At 35.5% G+C, this 17,536-nt stretch carries 18 protein-coding genes and 1 riboswitch; of the genes, 8 read left to right on the top strand and 10 right to left on the bottom strand.

The window, feature by feature from the left end:
• Nucleotides 1–56: 56 nt before the first annotated feature.
• Genes moeB through thiS form a run of 8 tightly spaced genes read right to left on the bottom strand, consistent with a single transcriptional unit; the run spans nt 57 to nt 7,049 of the window.
• The gene (gene moeB, locus OO013_RS16845; RefSeq protein WP_266058146.1) at nt 57–1,169 is read right to left on the bottom strand and encodes a HesA/MoeB/ThiF family protein; all 1,113 of its coding nucleotides are present in this window, start codon (nt 1,167–1,169) and stop codon (nt 57–59) included.
• On the bottom strand, nt 1,114–2,241 hold the full coding sequence (gene thiH / locus OO013_RS16840) for a 2-iminoacetate synthase ThiH (protein WP_266058145.1): 1,128 nt from the start codon (nt 2,239–2,241) through the stop codon (nt 1,114–1,116). The genes moeB and thiH overlap by 56 nt, the downstream gene beginning before the upstream one ends.
• On the bottom strand, nt 2,234–3,004 hold the full coding sequence (locus tag OO013_RS16835; protein ID WP_266058144.1) for a thiazole synthase: 771 nt from the start codon (nt 3,002–3,004) through the stop codon (nt 2,234–2,236). Before OO013_RS16835 ends, thiH begins: the two co-directional genes overlap by 8 nt.
• Nucleotides 2,970–3,623 (bottom strand): thiamine phosphate synthase, encoded by a 654-nt coding sequence (thiE, locus tag OO013_RS16830; RefSeq protein WP_266058143.1) that lies wholly within the window; start codon nt 3,621–3,623, stop codon nt 2,970–2,972. Before thiE ends, OO013_RS16835 begins: the two co-directional genes overlap by 35 nt.
• Nucleotides 3,620–4,378: a hydroxymethylpyrimidine/phosphomethylpyrimidine kinase gene (locus OO013_RS16825; RefSeq protein ID WP_266058142.1), complete on the bottom strand. Its 759-nt coding sequence runs from the start codon at nt 4,376–4,378 to the stop codon at nt 3,620–3,622. The genes thiE and OO013_RS16825 overlap by 4 nt, the downstream gene beginning before the upstream one ends.
• The gene (locus tag OO013_RS16820; RefSeq protein WP_266058141.1) at nt 4,371–4,961 is read right to left on the bottom strand and encodes a thiamine phosphate synthase; all 591 of its coding nucleotides are present in this window, start codon (nt 4,959–4,961) and stop codon (nt 4,371–4,373) included. The genes OO013_RS16825 and OO013_RS16820 overlap by 8 nt, the downstream gene beginning before the upstream one ends.
• Nucleotides 4,958–6,817, bottom strand: a complete 1,860-nt coding sequence (gene thiC / locus OO013_RS16815) for a phosphomethylpyrimidine synthase ThiC (RefSeq protein ID WP_266058140.1) — start codon at nt 6,815–6,817, stop codon at nt 4,958–4,960. The genes OO013_RS16820 and thiC overlap by 4 nt, the downstream gene beginning before the upstream one ends.
• Nucleotides 6,818–6,842: 25 nt before the next feature.
• Nucleotides 6,843–7,049 carry a sulfur carrier protein ThiS gene (gene thiS / locus OO013_RS16810; protein WP_266058139.1) on the bottom strand — a complete coding sequence of 69 codons (207 nt, stop codon included), beginning with the start codon at nt 7,047–7,049 and terminating at the stop codon, nt 6,843–6,845.
• A 72-nt stretch (nt 7,050–7,121) separates the two neighbouring features.
• Nucleotides 7,122–7,215, bottom strand: a riboswitch (TPP riboswitch).
• Between the two features lie 612 nt (nt 7,216–7,827).
• Here thiS and OO013_RS16805 point away from each other — a divergent pair.
• From OO013_RS16805 to OO013_RS16790, 4 genes are all read left to right on the top strand, one after another.
• Nucleotides 7,828–8,775: a class I SAM-dependent methyltransferase gene (locus tag OO013_RS16805; RefSeq protein ID WP_266058138.1), complete on the top strand. Its 948-nt coding sequence runs from the start codon at nt 7,828–7,830 to the stop codon at nt 8,773–8,775.
• A gap of 124 nt (nt 8,776–8,899) precedes the next feature.
• Nucleotides 8,900–9,148: a hypothetical protein gene (locus tag OO013_RS16800; protein ID WP_266058137.1), complete on the top strand. Its 249-nt coding sequence runs from the start codon at nt 8,900–8,902 to the stop codon at nt 9,146–9,148.
• A 603-nt stretch (nt 9,149–9,751) separates the two neighbouring features.
• Nucleotides 9,752–10,309: a helix-turn-helix domain-containing protein gene (locus tag OO013_RS16795; RefSeq protein ID WP_266058136.1), complete on the top strand. Its 558-nt coding sequence runs from the start codon at nt 9,752–9,754 to the stop codon at nt 10,307–10,309.
• A gap of 97 nt (nt 10,310–10,406) precedes the next feature.
• A complete protein-coding gene (locus OO013_RS16790) occupies nt 10,407–10,940 on the top strand; it encodes a DUF1643 domain-containing protein (protein WP_266058135.1) in 534 nt (177 codons plus the stop codon).
• Nucleotides 10,941–10,984: 44 nt separating this feature from the next.
• Here OO013_RS16790 and OO013_RS16785 read toward each other — a convergent pair whose 3' ends face one another.
• Together OO013_RS16785 and OO013_RS16780 are read right to left on the bottom strand one after the other, a co-directional pair.
• Nucleotides 10,985–11,794, bottom strand: coding sequence for a formate/nitrite transporter family protein (locus tag OO013_RS16785; protein WP_266058134.1), 810 nt, complete (start codon nt 11,792–11,794; stop codon nt 10,985–10,987).
• 277 nt (nt 11,795–12,071) lie between these two features.
• Nucleotides 12,072–12,452, bottom strand: a complete 381-nt coding sequence (locus OO013_RS16780) for a hypothetical protein (RefSeq protein WP_266058133.1) — start codon at nt 12,450–12,452, stop codon at nt 12,072–12,074.
• Between the two features lie 299 nt (nt 12,453–12,751).
• On the opposite strand from OO013_RS16780, the gene OO013_RS16775 reads away from it, so the two are divergent.
• From OO013_RS16775 to OO013_RS16760, 4 genes are all read left to right on the top strand, one after another.
• Nucleotides 12,752–13,660 carry an AAA family ATPase gene (locus OO013_RS16775; protein WP_266058132.1) on the top strand — a complete coding sequence of 303 codons (909 nt, stop codon included), beginning with the start codon at nt 12,752–12,754 and terminating at the stop codon, nt 13,658–13,660.
• 1 nt (nt 13,661) lies between these two features.
• Nucleotides 13,662–14,990, top strand: coding sequence for a hypothetical protein (locus OO013_RS16770; RefSeq protein ID WP_266058131.1), 1,329 nt, complete (start codon nt 13,662–13,664; stop codon nt 14,988–14,990).
• A 264-nt stretch (nt 14,991–15,254) separates the two neighbouring features.
• The gene (locus tag OO013_RS16765; protein ID WP_266058130.1) at nt 15,255–15,815 is read left to right on the top strand and encodes a nuclear transport factor 2 family protein; all 561 of its coding nucleotides are present in this window, start codon (nt 15,255–15,257) and stop codon (nt 15,813–15,815) included.
• A 456-nt stretch (nt 15,816–16,271) separates the two neighbouring features.
• The gene (locus OO013_RS16760) at nt 16,272–17,534 is read left to right on the top strand and encodes an APC family permease (protein WP_266058129.1); all 1,263 of its coding nucleotides are present in this window, start codon (nt 16,272–16,274) and stop codon (nt 17,532–17,534) included.
• Nucleotides 17,535–17,536: the final 2 nt, after the last annotated feature.

Below are 17,536 nucleotides of genomic sequence, written 5' to 3'. Positions count from 1 at the left end.
TTTCTGTATACCATACAACTTTCTCAGATAAAAGAGGTAATTAAGCTATTCATAATCTAACTCTTTACTAACGAATTAATTCCATTTTTCAGGTTATAAACTTCTTCATAGCCATTTTCAATAAAAATATTTGCGGCCAGACTACTACGTATTCCGGATTGACAAACCAGCGCGATTCTCCTGTTTTTTGGAATACAATTAATCTCTGACTTTAAATTTTTAAGAGGGATACAAATTGCATTAAACAAATCTCCAAAAACTTCTACCTCATCTTTTTCTCTGACATCAATTATTATCCATTCCGGATCGTTTACTTTCCCCTTTAATTCAATTGGATTAATATCCTTGGTCTTAATAATTTCACTGGAGTAAATAGAATCAGAAAGCGATGAAATATTCACTTTATTCTCATCGCGATCAATCTTAACCCAAGAGTACTCATTCTTCAATCCATTGTATATCATTAATTTACCAAATAACACCTCCCCTATTCCACAGATGATTTTAATTACTTCCATTGCCTGAAATGAACCGACAATTCCCGGAATTAACCCCAACACTCCGGCATCATTACAAGAAATAGAATTTTCAGGATTCGGTGGTGTGTTAAACAGACATCGATAAGTCGGGCCATTTTGATAATTAAATACACTTACCTGTCCTTCAAACCTCAATACCGAACCAAATACAAATGGTTTATTGAGTATCACACATGTATCATTTATCAAGTATCTGGACCTGAAGTTATCAGTACAATCTACCAGCAAATTATAATCTTTGATTATCCGGATAGCGTTTTGTGCAGTTAATCTTTGACTATAGGCTACTATATCTATTGATGGATTGAGATTCCGAAGTTTTTGAGCAGCTACTTTTGCTTTATTTATGCCAACATCCTGATGAGAATATAGTACTTGCCTGTGAAGATTGGAAACCTCCACATTATCATCATCAATAATCCCAATTTTACCAACACCACAAGCAACCAGGTAGGATAAAACAGGACACCCCAGGCCTCCTGCTCCAACTACAAGAACATTTGAGTTTTTTAATTTATCCTGTCCCTCCTCTCCAATTTCAGGAAGAACCATCTGACGTCTATATTGTTCTGTTTCAAGATTTGTAAGCATCATCAAAAACTTTATCCCAATCTTTCCAGACTGGTTCATAACCATTATTTATTAAAAGTTGTGAAATTTCAGATGTCCCTCGTTCATCAGATATTTCAAATTGCTCCAGTGATTGCTTTTCCACCGCATACCCTCCCGGATTTGTTTTACTACCGGCACTCATTGAAGTAACACCAAGCTTAAATGCATGATTTCTAAAATGTTGGGTTTCTCTCGTGGAAAGTGACAGCTCCACTTCATTATTAAACAACCGATAGGCTGCAATCTGTTGCACGAGCTCTCTTTCGTTCATTTCAACTTTAGGAGGCAGACCACCCGAAAAAGGCCTTAACCTCGGAAATGAAATGGTAAACTTAGTTTTCCAATATGTTCGTTCGAGGTATTCCAGATGTAAGGCAACAAAAAAACTATCGACACGCCAATCTTCCAGTCCAATTAGGACACCCAATCCAATTTTATGAATCCCTGCTCTTCCAAGCCTGTCCGGCGTATCTAACCGATAATAAAAATTTGATTTTTTTCCTTTAGGATGATGCTTTTTATAGTCTGTTTCATTGTAGGTTTCCTGATAAACCAATACCGAATGAATACCATGGGAAATTAGCTTGCGATACTCAACTTCATCCAATGGCTGGACTTCCAAACTGATATTATCAAAGTGAGGCCTGATCAATTTGATGGCACTAATAAAATAATCTACATCTACAATGTTATTCGCTTCCCCGGTTACCAGTAAGATGTGTTTAAAACCTTTATCCTTTAAACATTCTCCCTCTTTAAGTATTTCATTCTTAGTTAATGTTTTCCTTTTTATCTTATTATTGAGACTAAAACCACAGTAAGTGCAGATATTTTGGCATTCGTTGGATAAATACATTGGAGCAAACAATTGGATCGTCTTGCCAAAACGTCTCAATGTTTCTTGCTGACTTAACCTGACCATATCTTCCAGATATTCTGAACCAGCCGGAGAAACTAAGGCTTTATAATCCTCTAAGTCCCGAACATTTTTACTCAGGGCAAGCTCAACATCAATTGGTCTTTTTGAATAGATTTCTTCTTTTACCTGCTCCCATCGGTAAGTTTCAAATACTTCTTTAAAACTAGTCATATAAAAATGAGGTTAATGGACTACTATTATTGGCAAGGCGGCTAGATTCAGCAATTTTAGCTTCATAGGCCATCCTTCCTGATTTTACTGCTAACTTGAAAGCTTCTGCCATTAAAACAGGCTTTTTGGAAACAGCAATAGCAGTATTAATTAAAACAGCATCTGCCCCAAGTTCCATTGCCAAAGCCGCATCAGAAGGAGCTCCTATCCCGGCGTCTACTATAACAGGTACATTACTTTGTTCAATAATGATTTTCAAAAAATCAATTGTCTTTAATCCTTGATTACTTCCTATTGGTGATCCCAGAGGCATGACAGTTGCTGCCCCAACCTCCTCTAATCGTTTACACAATACCGGATCTGCGTGAATATAGGGCATCACAACAAATCCTTTTTTAACCAGATCTTCAGTTGCTTTTAACGATTCGATAGCATCTGGCATTAAATATTTCGGATCTGGATGAATTTCAAGTTTTATCCAATTAGTCTGCAATGCTTCACGCGCTAATTCAGCAGCAAAAACTGCTTCCTCTGCATTTCTGGCTCCGGATGTATTTGGTAATAGATCAATATTTTCATTTTTCAGGGCGGTTAACATGCCGTCGTATTTGGCATTTGTATCAATTCTCTTAAGTGCTACGGTAACTAATTCTGATTCGGATGCATTCACTGCTCTCTCCATCAGTTTATTACTGCTAAATTTTCCTGAACCTAGAAAAAGCCTGGAATTAAATTCCTTGCCCCTTATAACTAATTTCTTCATTTAATTTCTTATTTATTTCTTTTACTATTCCTGTTGGGTCTGAAGACTGATTGATTAATGATGCGACAGCAATACCATAAACCCCTGCATATCTTAAAGGAGGAATATCATCAGGCAGTATCCCCCCAATTCCAATGATTGGCACATTCAGCCTATCTTTCGCCAATTGAGAAATGATTTCTTTGTATCCATCCAGACCTAATACCGGACTTAGCTTTTCCTTTGAAAAAGTAAACCTGAACGGACCAAGACCGATATAATCTACATTATTGTTCAGCAGTGACAACACCTGGTCAAAAGTGTTTGCAGTGCCACCTATTATTTTTCCTTTTAATTGCCTCCGAGCAACTTCAATATCTTCATCTTGCTGCCCCAGATGGACACCGTCAGCATCTAATTCACACGCGATATCGACATAATCATTAATAATTAGTTTAGCTCCATGATCATGGCAAATCTGTAATGCTTCCTTAGCCTGATGGTAAACTTCTCTATAATCAGAATTTTTTATTCTAAGTTGAACCCATCGAACACCGGAAGAACAAGCCCTGTAAGCCATCTCAGCATGCGACTCACCATTAGGACCTTCCTGAGTGATATAATGTAATCGATCAATCATAACCTGACTTTATAATGACTGGCTAAAGCCGTATCCGAAATCCTCAGTAATTCATATACATATGATTTAGCATTTAGAAATGAGCATTTAATATTGAACCCTGAGGCTAAACCACAGGCTAATCCCGTGGAAAAAATACATCCTGAGCCATGAATATTCTTGTTTGGAATCTTTTGGGTTGTTATCGTAAAGGGTTCATTTTCTCTTTCAAATAGTATATCATTAGCTGTATTGCCTTTACAATGTCCACCTTTTAAAACTACTGCTGATTTAACCTTCAGACTTCCGAAGCTTTTTATTCCTAATACTCGACAAATCTTATCGCCTTCTTCAGCGTTAGGAGTAATCACTGACACCTTATTTAATATGGCAAAAAGTGATTTTACGTCAAGCTTATCCAGAAAACTATATCCGGCTGAGGCTCTTAAAACCGGATCCCAGATCACAGGCACATCGTTTAACTCTTTCTCAAGAAGGTTTAATAAATAAACCAGTAAATCCAGTGATTGAATTATGCCAATTTTAACTGCCCCAATCTTATGATCCATCTTTAGGATGCTTTGAAGCTGCATAATGATTTGCCATTTCGGTAGCCAGTCAAGACCATAAAATTCAGATTCGTTCTGGTAGGTTATGGCCGTATTCACACCAAACCCCTGCAATCCAAATTGATTTACGGTTTTAATGTCGGCAAGAGTACCTGCTCCACCTGTAGGATCCATTCCACCGATACACAATACTGCCTGATCATGCATAAGCTAAAAACTTTTCACATTGCAACATTCTAGTCTTCAGATCTGGTTCTCCCCAAATTGATCCGAAGACGGCGATCCCATCAAACCCCATATGAACACAGTCTTTAACATTCTCTGGTTTGATGCCACCCAGAGCATAAATCTTCATCTGCTTTTTCATACTCATTAATTTTCTGGTCAAATCGTATTTATTGAAGGATGTCTGATAATTTTTCTTGGAAATACTATCAAAGACAGGACTTAAAAACCCGTATGAAAGCTCCATATTACAATTTTCTATTGCCTCAATAGAGTGAAATGATTTAGATAATCTGAAGTCATTCTTATGGCAAATAATCTGATTGCTGTTTAAATGTAAACCACCCATACCATGTTCCATCAAATTCCAGTTACCATGGACTGAAATTTGAGATAAATGTTTGTCGGGCAGCTTATAAAGATATGCACGCATCCTATCATCTGACCAGCCGGGTTTACGAAGATGAATATCTATGCCTAATGACAATAAACAACAGACTGTTTCTAATTCTTCTTTCACAGATAGTTCAGGGGTAATCACTTTTATTTTAGATCCGGCTTTCATTGCTTTAAATAAATCTCTCCACCCTTTACCTTAAATTCCTCCGCCTTTTTCTCCATTCCTTCATTAATCGCCTCTTCATCTGTCAGATTGTTTTTCTCAGCATAGTCCCGAACATCCTGGGTAATTTTCATGGAACAAAAATTAGGACCACACATACTACAAAAATGAGCTACTTTTGCTCCCTCTGCTGGCAAAGTCTCATCGTGATATTCAATAGCTGTATCCGGGTCTAAGGAAAGATTAAACTGATCCTCCCATCTAAATTCAAAACGCGCCTTACTTAATGCATTATCCCGATATTGTGCTCCTGGATGCCCCTTAGCTAAATCCGCTGCGTGAGCAGCAATTTTATAGGTGATTACGCCTTCTTTTACATCTTTTTTGTTTGGAAGTCCAAGGTGTTCTTTGGGAGTAACATAGCAAAGCATGGCACATCCATACCAACCAATCATCGCTGCTCCTATTCCCGAGGTTATATGGTCATAGCCTGGCGCTATATCAGTAGTTAGTGGCCCCAGGGTATAAAAAGGAGCTTCGTCACATTCTTCAAGCTGTTTATCCATATTTTCTTTTATCATATGCATTGGCACATGGCCTGGCCCTTCAATCATAACCTGAACATCATGCTTCCAGGCGATTTTAGTCAACTCACCGAGGGTTTCAAGCTCAGCGAACTGAGCTTTATCATTAGCATCAGCTAGTGATCCTGGCCGCAGGCCATCACCGAGCGAAAAAGAGATATCGTAGGCCTTCATGATTTCACAAATTTCTTCAAAATGAGTATACAAGAAGCTTTCCTGGTGATGCGCAAGGCACCATTTTGCCATTATTGATCCCCCCCTGGAAACAATGCCGGTTACACGCTTAGCGGTCAGGGGTATATACTTTAGTCTGACACCTACATGAATAGTAAAATAATCCACACCCTGCTCGGCCTGCTCAATAAGTGTATCCCTGAATATTTCCCAGCTAAGATCTTCTGCTTTTCCATTAACCTTCTCTAATGCCTGGTAAATCGGGACAGTACCGACAGGTACAGGTGAATTTCTCAGCACCCATTCTCTTGTCTCGTGAATATTTTTACCTGTTGACAAATCCATTATAGTATCGGCTCCCCAATGACAAGCCCAAACAGCCTTTTCAACTTCTTCTTCAATACTTGATGTGACCACAGAATTACCTATGTTAGCGTTGATCTTCACTAAGAAATTACGACCAATAATCATTGGCTCAGATTCCGGGTGATTAATATTAGCAGGAATAATTGCCCTTCCCTGTGCTATTTCATTCCTGACAAACTCAGGGGTAACCTTCCCTTTTGGTGTATTGGCACCAAAGCTATTTCCAGGATGTTGATTATTTAGTTCTGCCCACTCTTCTATACGCTGATTTTCTCTTATACTCACGTATTCCATTTCAGGAGTGATAATACCTTTTCTTGCGTAATGAAGCTGGGTAACATTCATTCCCGGTTTAGCCACCCGGGGTTTTCTTTGATTATCAAAACGTAAATTATCTAGAGAACCATCAGTTAGACGTTTCTTTCCGTATTCAGAAGTGATACTATTAAGATTTTTTGTATCCTCTCTCCTATCTATCCAGTCTTCACGCAATCTTACTAATCCCTTTTTTACATCAATATTGATATTTGGATCAGTGTAGGGACCGCTGGTATCATAAACAGTTACCGGTGGATTAGATGCAGTTGAGTTGTTATTTTTAGTATCATTCAGACTTATTTCACGCATGGAAACCTTTATGTCATGGATTTTACCTGGCACATAAATTTTTCTTGAATTAGGAAAAGAGTCACGCGTGATAGATTTTCCACTTGGAATTTTATCAGCTTTTTTCATTGATTATGAATTTAAGATTGTAAGATTAACCGCCTTGAGTGGCGGTAATAACTAAAATATTATCTCCATCATTAACCTGAGTGCATTGCCATTGACCATGTGGAATAACCTGATTATTCAACGCCACAGCAACACCATTTCGACTCGTAAACCCATTAATTTTCAGAGCTTGATCTAACGATAATTCTTTTTCTGATGTGGAATGCTTTTCACTGTTAATTCTAAAGTCCATAATTTTTTAGTTTATTACCTGGCACTTTAGAGTAGTGAAAAATAGATAGGAGACACGAATATATAAATATCCTGTCTTCAGATTACTTTTCCCTTCGCCCGCATTACCGGGATCAGGTTCAAAGGGTATTTCTCAGTCTGTATATCAGACACCCCTAAAGCGCGATAAAGTAAAATAAAAGAATCAATACCGAATTACCAACTAATTACTGTAATGAATCATAAAAAATTAAAAAATATTCATTCTATATAAAAGAACATATAACAAACCAAACAGCTTATGTGAATAATCTTGACAAATAATATGATATCACAAATTCTACAGCTGTAAAAGTAGCAGATAAATAGATATCCAAATCTCATTAAAGCATTATTTACCACTCTACACTACAATAAAACGGGGCATAAAACTCTAAACTACTGATAACTAAAATTAGCATGATTTAACACAAACACTATAAAAAAAATTACATAAATAAATTAAAAAAATAACTATTAATATAACATAAAACGAATATTAAAATGATTTAAATGAGAAACAACATCTATTCGATGCAGAGTCCTTGAACAGAAAAACAATGATTTAATCAAGGCTATTCTACATAATTAATCATCAAGATAAAGTCAGAGGCCATACATATTTATTTGCATTAGGCCTGGCTTTATATTTCTTTAAGTATTATCCTAATTCAATTATCAAAACTCACTTAATATTCATCCCACACATTCAAAAAGAAAATCTATATTTGAACCTGAAACTTATTAAAGGACGATTTATAATGGAATGTAGAATCTGCAATAATAGTCATTCAAATAAAGAGTATTCTGTCAAAGAAATGATGCTCGGTCTTAGAGATGAATTCACCTACATTGAATGTAGCAAATGCGGATGTCTGCAAATAGCCACTATTCCTGAAAATATGGATAAGTATTATCCTTCAGATTATTATAGCTATTCAAAAGATTTCATTTATGCCAAATCTAAGACTAATGAGATCATCAAGAAGATAAGAGATCATTACATAGTCTTTAAAAGGGGGCTTACAGGGAAAATTATTAATCGATATCTCCCAAACAAAGATCCTCATCACACAATTTTATCTGAAATACCATTAACTAAGGAAAGTGAAATTCTGGATGTCGGATGCGGCGGTGGATACCTTCTGCTTTCTTTGCAAAAACTAGGGTTTAAACATCTTCTTGGAACAGATCCGTACATAGACAAAGACATTGATTATGAGAATGGCGTACGTGTATTAAAAGCCCCGTTATCTTCAATTAATGACAAAAAGGATTTGATTATGTTTCATCATTCTTTTGAGCATATGCCTGATCCACAGGAAACTTTGGTAACTGTTTCCAGACTCCTCAAAGATGATGGCTATTGTATTATAAGAGTACCTACAGTTTCATCGTATGCATGGAAACACTACAAAGAAAACTGGGTTCAGCTTGATGCTCCGAGACATTTTTTTCTGCATTCCAGGGAAAGCATGAACTACATGGCAAATAAAGCCTCATTATCAATAGAAAAAGTCGTTTTCGATTCAACTGCTTTTCAATTTTTGGGAAGTGAAAAATATAAACGTGATCTGCCTTTACATGATGGCACACCTTATGAAGATATTTTTACAGAATCTCAAATAAAAGACTTTGAATTAAAAGCCAGGGAACTTAATAAAAAACAGCAAGGAGATGCTTGTGCTTTTATTTTAAAAAAGAATTGACCCTTTTAATATAAAATCATAAAGGATTTATTTAAAAATTTAAAGAAATATTTTTTTTGATAAATCAATATTATTAATTGACATCAGGTTTTCTTAAATTTTAAACTTAACCAAAAATCTAATTATGAGAAAATTAAATTTTTTACTAGCGACATTATTTATTCTATCATTTACTGCTTGTAATGAAAGCAGCGAATCAACAGATGATACTACAACAGAAACTACAACAGAACAACCTGCTTCTACGGAACAAGAAGAAGATAAGGTAGAAGTTCAGTTAGACGCAGAGGAAAAGGAAGTTGGTATTGAAACTGAAGATGTTGATGTAGACCTTGAAGGGGATGAAAAGGAAAGCGACAGCGAAAACAACTAAATAAAAGAACGTATTTAAAAATTAAGGCAATACTCAGAAAAGTATTGCCTTTTTTATTTTCTTAAAGCCATATTAATAATCTAATTATCAGTTTTAAGTATTACCATTATCGGATTCGTAACTGAATTTTCCCTCTCTTTATGAATTTGATCAAAGAAACTGTTTCTATCCGACTGATCTGATTCTGGAAATAAAACGAGATCAGTATTTTATGATCTTTTATCATCAGTAATGAAGCTATAATCAATTTTTTGATCACCCCCTACTCCCCAGATTAATAGCATTATCTAATTCCATTTTATCTGGATTATTCTTAGAAGAAAGAATTTTAATTTGAATCGAGACATCCTTACTCAGAATTTCACACAGACTGTTTTTCACCTTTTCTGTATTTTCTAACTCAGATTGATCAGAATTAATTTTATTTCAAAGTTCAATTATAAAAAGGGTTAACTCCATTAATGAATATATGGCTAATAGCCTATTTAAGAAATTCACAAAAACGACAAATGTATTTTGTCGTAAAAATGTCGATGTATGTCATTTCCCTTATGAATTGAAAGTATTAAAATTGAACCCAATTATTCTAACAATCAAAACAAAATGAATTCAGTTGCCAGAAAAATAATCTTAACAAGAAAAGAAAAAGGAATTACACAGGAAGAATTAGCAGAAAAATCAAAAGTAAATATCAGAACGATTCAAAGAATAGAAAACTGTGAAAATGAACCCAGAGGAAAAACTCTTCAACTTATATGTGAAGTACTTGATTTAAATCCGCAAGCTATTATCAAAACAGATAATAACACTAAAGTAACAAACCGGGTTCATAAGTTTATTAACCTTTCTTTCTTGATTTTATTGAATTGTATTATTGCTGGTATTTACGGTTATTTAACTATAGATACAGAAGCTAATCTAAACAGCCGTATTGGTGCTTTTATATTGAGTATAGTGTTACCTTTATTCATTGTTACTCAAACTATTGGGAATAGTGGGATAAACAGAATGCTGAAATTCGGGTCAGGTTTGATTATTTATTTTTTGTCTGTGATAGTTTTACATGGATTTCCAATTGGGTTTACGAGTGGTTTATTTCCTTGTTTACTTACTTCTCTTGCCATTTTTTATTACGGCCACGAACTTATTAAAAATAAATAAGTCATCTGATTTCTAATTAATCAAAGGAAACAGAACTATCCATTGAAATCATCCTCTGACGACAGTAACTTGCTTATAAGTTGAAATGCCTGATTTTATGGATGATCAAAAAACTGAATGGATTTACGGAACTAATGAGGATGACTCAGCCAGGTTTACACTTGGTGAAAAAGGTAGTAAAATATTAGCCTGTATTGGATTAAACCCTGGCCAGGCACGTCCGGGAGATATTAGTGGTACATTAAGTTTTGTAAAACGCATAGCGAATTTCAATGGTTTTGATGGATGGGTTATGTATAACGTTTATCCTCAAAGAGCGACTAATCCTAAAGACATTCACAGTCAATTTGATAAAAAACTCATTTCAGATAACTTGAGAATCGTCAGACAAAATCTGATTGATTTAAATATTAAAACTGTCTGGCTTGCTTATGGTGATTTGATTGAATCAAGAAAACTTTTTAAACCTTCTATGTTAGAACTTTATAAAAACCTGGAGGATTTAAATTTGGATTGGAAGATAATTAGTTCACCGACAAAAAAAGGACATCCACGCCATCCATTGTATAAGCCAACTAAAAGCCCTCTTTATCCTTTTGATATGGATAATTATATTCAAAAAATTTTATAGTACAACTGGTGATCGTGGATAATGCCAATATAAATATTACTCCTCTACCAGTTTATATTTTTTCTTGTGGATGAGATCTGATTAGTTGTTAATCCAAATTTTAATACTGACACGAATATTGCTCCTCCTATAAGGTTTCCTAATACCGATGGCCATAAAAAGTGCCAATAATCAACCACAGTAATAGAATCACTTACCCACATAGCGGTCAAGACCTCAACACTTCCGACTATGCAGTGATGCAGCCCTGCCATACCTATTATAATAGTTATAAAAAGGATTAATATGATACGAGAAATGCTTTCCTGAACTGAAGTTATCAACCATCCTAATAATCCCATCATCCAGCCAGCTAAAATTGCACTACCCATAACTATATCTATGGGTTCATTGATAAATTTCTCACCTAGTTCAACAAGAGTTTCCACCGGCACAAAACCTTTTGCGGGACCAAACCACGCAAAGAAATAAGAAAAAATCAATCCTCCGACAAGATTCCCCAGAAGCACCAATCCCCACAAAATCAACAAGCTAATAAAACCTTTTGATCGGTTCAAAACCGGGATCATCGCCAGGGCAGTCTGTTCGGTAAATAGTTCAGACCTGCCGATAATTACAAATATAAATCCAATTGGATAACCAAAACTGACTATTAACCCCAGAATATCATCCGGATAAATTTCTTTAAAAATCGTATGCAGATACCCCATTAGAACCAGACTGAAACCAATTTCCAACCCTGCAATTAATGCTGATAGGAAAAGCTTCCAATTCTCTAATTCATAAATTTCAAACCCGACCCGGGCTTGCTCTTTAACTATTTCATCAGGATTCTTCTGGGAATTTTCTGACATACTATCCTATTAAATTAATAATAACCTTAATGGCTATGACAAGAAGTATTATAAATCTAACTTATTATAGATTGATATGACAGAACACCTTACATTTATTATCATTCCTGATCAATAAAATCCTGAATCCAGGGATATATCATAATCTATCAATGAATTATTTATGAGGTCCTAGAAATTTAATGTTCAAATGTGGTACTTATAAAAACTATTAAACACGAAAATAAAGACTTCAATAAGAATTGAAGTGATTTATAGTAATAAATACAATTCTCCCCTATAATAAAAACCCGACCAGTTTAGCCTTTCTTTTAAAGGGGCGTAATTCTTTCTTTACCTTCTTTTTATATTTCTTAAAATCATTCTCTCCCAGTATATCTTTAAATACTTTAGAGTTTTTTTCCTGTGCTTTTTTGAATCTTCGTGTCTTCTCCTCCGGACTATCAGAACTTTTGGCTATTGAAAAAATATCATTAACAACCTCCCTATTGGTTTCTTTAAGCTTTTCTTCTTTATCAGCACTTAGTCCTAATCCATCGAATTTATTCATGGCATTTAGAATTTCGTCTTTTTCAACATCGACTTCCTGACTAAATCCCTGATTCAAGGAAAATAAGAAGATCAATAATACTGGCAGATAGATTTGAATTGTTTTCATCTTTATATATTTAATTGTTGGCACATTAAGACAATTGACTAATCTTATAATAAGATAATTAATTCATCTTTTAATTATATCTTATTTTTTAAATAATTGTTTTGAAATTCAGCGATATTTTATTTTTATGATAAACCCTTCAATCAAAAAACGAGATAAAAGCTTCACAACCTATTTTTGAGAATTTTTATTATAAAATATGATTGTTCCTGCGTTTCACTGGATTGTTTAACCAAACATTTAGAAATTTGAATCGTTCTTTAATTATTATACACTAATCGAGTAGTCAACTTTTTACTATGGCAGAAACTTCTTTTTGGACAGGATCAGATAAATATTTATGCGACCCGGCATTAGCCCAGGCTTTTCATATGGCGAGAACCTTAGGAATGCCACTTTTAATTGAAGGTGAACCGGGAACCGGGAAGACAGAACTCCCTATTCATTATGCTAAAGATCGTGGATTAGATCTTGAAGTTTTTCCTGTTGGGTCTAAAAGTAATGTCGAGCAATTCGTTGCACGCTTTGATCATGTAAAGTACCTGCGTGATTCACAAATAGAAATTCTTAATGCTCAACGTGAGGAAAAGGGCCTTACCAGCAAATTAACCACTGGTGGACGAAATCCTGAATCACTCAATGACTACGTGGTGAAGGGACCTGCTTCAATAGCTTACGAAAAACCAAATTCAGTTTTGCTCATCGATGAGATTGACAAAGCACCACGTGAATTTCCAAATGACCTGCTCTACGCATTGAGCCATAGAAAATTCATTATGCCTGAATCTGGTGAAGTGATAGAAGTATCTGAACAGGACATGCCCGCCATTGTGATCACTTCCAATCGTGAACAGGAATTACCAACGGCATTTAAAGGTCGTTGTATATACCACTATATCGACTTTCCAAACCAGGAAGTGATGGCTAAGATCATTGAAAAGCACCACCCTGGATTAGATGACAAAGTGGTAAAAGTTGCACTGGATGTATTTTACCACCTTAGGAGATTAGGTTTAGAACGTGCCCCGACAACCAGAGAGATTCTGAACTGGCTAAAATATATGAGTGAAGTAGCTCCAGAGGAAGCTGTTAAAAAAATCGAGGGCCTACAGGGAATTGGTGTGCTGATAAAAACACAGAATGATATGGAAAAAGTTAACCGGATGATCGGTGCTGATGATTCATTTTACGGATCAAATTTAAATTAATATGTTTAGTTCTTTACCCGAACATTTTCGCTCTCACGGATTAAAAGCTGATGTCAGAACATTATTGCTTTTAAGAAAAGCCATGCAAAAAGGTCTGGTAAAGACACTTGGTGATATTCATAATGTTTTAAAAGGTATTATAGTCAAAGAACCAACAGATATCGGTCCTTTTACCAAGGCCTATTATGCATACTTTTTACATATCCCTATTGAACCAGGCCAAACACTGGAGGATGCTATACTGAGATCAGAAACCTTTGCTAAGTGGAAAGCAGAATTTCTGGATGAGGCCGACCGGGATTATGACGAAGAAGAACTCATCAATATATTTCTGGATGAAGTACACCTCACCTCTTACGATATAAAGGAGGTAATCAATGGAAAAGAGATCTGGGATAAAGACAACCCTGATCTGGAAGATAGTGATACCGCTATGAATGATCAGGATTCAGAAAGAAGAGATCTAACCAAAATGGCTGATTATTCTGACTTGTCTCTGGAGGAGTTACTAGAGCGCATGGAAAAAGTCCGGCAACAGCAAAAAACAAGGCATGAAGGTGGAAGCCATTGGATTGGTACAGGAGGAATTTCTCCTTATGGACACGGTGGGGCAGCCAAGAATGGAATACGTGTTGGTGGCCAGGGTGGCGGAAAAATAGCTAGAAAAGTCATGGGAGATCAACACTACTTCCCTATCGATCGTGATGCACTGTTGTTAAACGATAACAATGTTGATGCTGCACTGGCTTCTATTAAAGGTGTCATTCAGGAAAGCGCCTTTGAAAAGCTCGATGTGCCGAAAACCATTAAATCAGGATTAAAACGAGGTGGATTATTTATACCTGAACTATCCAGTGAAAAAAATGAGGAGTTAAAAGTTATCGTGCTGATCGATAACGGAGGATACTCGATGGCACCTTACGTTAGAAGCGTGCAGAACCTTTTCCGGAAGATGAAAACCAGGTTCGCCCACGATCTTGAAACCTACTATTTTCATAATACAATTTATGACCGGGTGTACATTGATGAGCGAAGGACAAAGTCGATTACAATAGATCAGCTTTTAATGCATAGTAAAGACTATCGAGTATTTTTTATCGGAGATGCAGCCATGGCACCATACGAAATGGATTCATTAAGCATTCGAACGCTAAAGTCAATTATCAACAAATTCAAAAAAACAGTGTGGCTAAATCCTGAACCTTTAAAATACTGGCCATACACATACACGATACAGGTAGTCCAGCAAATCATTCCTATGTATCCTCTGACACCAGCAGGGATCGAACGTGCAGTAGTGGCAATGAATAAAAAAAGATCAGAAGGATAATCAGCATTACAAACGGTGATTTAAACCCATGTCACTCATCCTCGTTTGCAAAAAGGATGAGTGAGATTAGCGATTGTATCGAATTATTATTGAATTAATTAAATAATAATTTCATCAGTATAAGAAATTATTTAGGCACTCCTTAAGTTTTTTCACCATTACCAATACATACAATGAATTAAAGTTATATTATTTGCATTTAATTGTAATATTCCTATATTTATTATAATTAATATACTTACCACTAACCATAATAAAATCATTATGAAAAAATTTCACCTATTGGTGCTGGTTATTCTTATACTAGGATCATGTACACAATCAACATTAACAGACGAACAAATTGAAGCTGAAAAGGCTGCGATTAAAGACCAGATTATGACCATCCATAATGCCTACAATGAAAATAATCTCGAACCATTAAAGGAATTGAGTTCTTCTGGGGAATTTATGGCCTTTGGAACTGACAAATCAGAAGTCATGAAATCAAAAGCAGATTGGAAAAAGCAAATGGAAGCAGATAGTAAGGCTTTTAGTGCTATGAAAATTGAGGATCCTAAAAATCTATCAATTGTCGTTGCTTCTTCCGGAGACCTTGCATCGGCAATATATGAGACAGACGCAAGCATAACCGTTGACGGTGAAACTTCACCAATGTTTTTTAGGTTTGCATATACTTGGGAGAAGGAAGATGGAAATTGGAAAATCAGACAATTATTAGCTAGTATGCCGTCTTCAGGACAATCAGCAGAGGATTGGGTAGCTAAAAGGGAAGCTCAAAAAGAAGCATCAAATAATGATGAAAATATTGAAGATGAAAATTAATTTTCATTAATCATATATAATGTAAAATGCGGTATCAGTAGATATCGCATTTTTTATCATTATTTTCATAATCGTTATATACATGCTAAGGTGTCAATTGTTATTCTTAAAAATTGATAATTTTGAAGATAGTTTCAATATTACAAAAACTGATCTGAAACCAACCTTCGAAAAGTAGAATTTGAGAAAACGAGGGTCAGAAAATAAAATCAACAAAGAAATAAGATATATATTTAACTTAGTCAGATGTTTTCGATAAGCTAACAATCACCAATTTCATGCTTTTCCTTATAGCAAAAGAATGAAACATCAACAGAATGAAAATAGGAATATCCATCCTATCATCTAAAAATAGGATTCTTATTTTATTAGCCACATCGCTTTTATGAGCATACTAGTTTTAGTAAATTAAAATATACTGAAACACTGATTTACATACTTTAAAATTAAACTCAGGTGGCTGATTCAAACAATAAATTAAAACCTGTATCTGTCTGGGCATTAACTGCTGGTGGGATGGTGGGAGGCGGGATTTATACTGTATTGGGTGTAGTAATAGCAGTTTCAGGACAATGGACCTGGTTATCTTTTTTAATTACTGGCATTATCGCCATTACATCTGCCTATAGTTATGTATTCCTTTCCAATAAATTTAATGAAGGTGGTGGTGCTTTTACATTTCTTAAAGAATTTAATGATGATAAGCTGGCCGGAAGTTTAAGTTGGCTATTAATTGTTGGCTATGTTCTTACTATATCAGTCTATGCATATGCATTTGGTCACTATGTGGCTTATTCTTTTCATGGGGGTGGGATAATGATAAGAATACTTGCAGCAGGTATTGTGGCAGGATTAATAATACTAAATCTTGCCGGAGTGGGAAAAATGACTAACGTAGAGATCACTATAGTGAGTGTTAACCTTCTAGTTCTGCTCATATTGGCTGTCTATGGAATCTCACAATGGAATCCTGCTGAGCTGGTAGCGGGAATAGAACCCAGACCCGTCTGGTCCTCACTTATAGGTGGGGCGGCTATATTTATGGCTTACGAAGGCTTTCAGCTATTAAGCTATGAGTATGACAGGATAAAAAAACCTGAAAAAAATTTCATGCCTGTATTATTAAGTGCAGTTGGCTTCGTGGTCTTTCTTTACATATTGGTTGCAGTCGGCGCTACAATGCTGGGTGGGGCTATTTCAATGATCAATTTTAAACAAATCGCCTTATCGATTGTGGCAGAGAAAACTTTTGGTACTACCGGAATTATAGTAATGACGATAGCAGCAGGCTTTGCGACAGCAGCAGCGATAAACTCAACTTTATTTTCTACAGCCAACCTGGCTAAAAATATTGCTGACAAAAATGAACTCCCTCAGTGGTTTGACCATAAAAATGATAGTGGTATTCCCGACAGATCGATTATTTTTCTTGGTTCTCTTTCAGGAATACTAGCAGTAACAGGCTCCCTTTCATCACTTGTTGAGGCTGCAAGTTTAATTTTTATTGTCACTTTTGGGATAGTTAATTTCTTAGCATTTCAAGAATCAAAAAAACATCGCTGGGTACCTGTTTTAGGGATCATTACGGCAATAATAACTGGTATAGTATTAATATTCCGTCTTATTATTTCAAAGCCTGTTGCAGTCGGTATTCTTATGTTTTTGATCATATTAATTGTACTCGGCAGGCCCTATCTTTTAAACAGCAGCAAAAAATAGAA

The organism is Mangrovivirga halotolerans (assembly GCF_026241165.1).
GTDB classification, from domain to species: Bacteria; Bacteroidota; Bacteroidia; order Cytophagales; family Cyclobacteriaceae; genus Mangrovivirga; species Mangrovivirga halotolerans.
The sequence above is the reverse complement of the archived record's forward strand: the minus strand, read 5'-3'. Positions and strand labels throughout refer to the sequence as shown.